A 1,116-nucleotide genomic window follows, 5' to 3' on the forward strand; every position below is an offset into this window, starting at 1 on the left:
CTCGCGCTTGCCCGAGAATTGATTGAGGCAATTCTCAGAGTTTTTAGCGCCAAAGAATAAGTGTCCGGAAAACAGCGTCCACTGGAGTCGACTTGCCGAAAAACTCGAAACAAACAAGCCTAGGGAACAAAGAAAAACCATAAACCGCTGATTTTACGTGATTAAGCATAACGCTGCGTTAAGGGGTGAATGCCGCCTAAATCAGCTTTCCGCAGACCACTTTCACCACCAAAAAACCCCGCATACCAAAAATGCCACGCGGCATGAATCCCTCTTAAACGCCTTGTTAGGTACACTATACCTCCAAGCCCTCGTATAGGTTAGCAAATTTGGAATACAAATCAGCTAGCTCTTTATTATTTGCTAATTCACTTTCGATAAACAGATGATCAAAACGTAATCGTTGTGGGGTAAATGGAGAATCAGATAGAGCATTATCTACGAAAGGAGTAATCTGTTCGAGTGACTCAGCAGATGCCGGAAACTCAAATTTTGCTTCCGATATAAGAATTTTAAGATCTGTGGCTACTTGCACAATATTATCGTTTTTCACACTTCTATCCATGTATACCTAACGCTGCGTTAAGGGGTGCAGGCCCGCAATACAATGTTTCTGCATTACGCCTTAATCACGAAACTTAACGCAAACTAAAAAAGCCACGCGGGCCAAATCCCACTTTAATGCCTTGTTATGATTACGGTTTAAGAAAACCTACATGACAAAGAACCACCGATTTTACGGCATTGCTCAAAACCATTACCAAGTTTTTAAGCCAACTTGGCCGACAAATGCGATCAACTTAAAGCTCGTGATTTTGCTAATCCCAACCCATCCAATCACAGCGCCTTTGAGCCAACGAAACCTTCAACTCGTATTTCCACAATTCTGTAATGAAGCAACCCACGAACTTAGTTTGCGCGGTGCTGACTGTGGTAAAGAATTTTGGGCAGTTGAACTCAAATTGCTGAAAATCGATAAAGCAAAAAGCGAGAGACATCCCCAGTCTTTTCCTCAAGATAGCCCTTTGCTTTTGTCAACATAACGCTGCGTTAAGGGGTGAGTGCCGCCTAAACCAACCTTCAGCAGACCACTTTCACCACCAAAATTCATCGCAT

At 42.9% G+C, this 1,116-nt stretch carries 1 protein-coding gene; it reads right to left on the bottom strand.

All coding sequences use genetic code 11. The features are described 5' to 3' along the window. Nucleotides 1-295 precede the first annotated feature (295 nt). Nucleotides 296-553, bottom strand: coding sequence for a hypothetical protein (locus tag LZU85_RS20875; protein ID WP_053543562.1), 258 nt, complete (start codon nucleotides 551-553; stop codon nucleotides 296-298). Between the last annotated feature and the right edge of the window lie 563 nt (nucleotides 554-1,116).

Source organism: Vibrio floridensis (genome assembly GCF_021852965.1).
In the GTDB taxonomy this organism is placed as follows: domain Bacteria; phylum Pseudomonadota; class Gammaproteobacteria; order Enterobacterales; family Vibrionaceae; genus Vibrio; species Vibrio floridensis.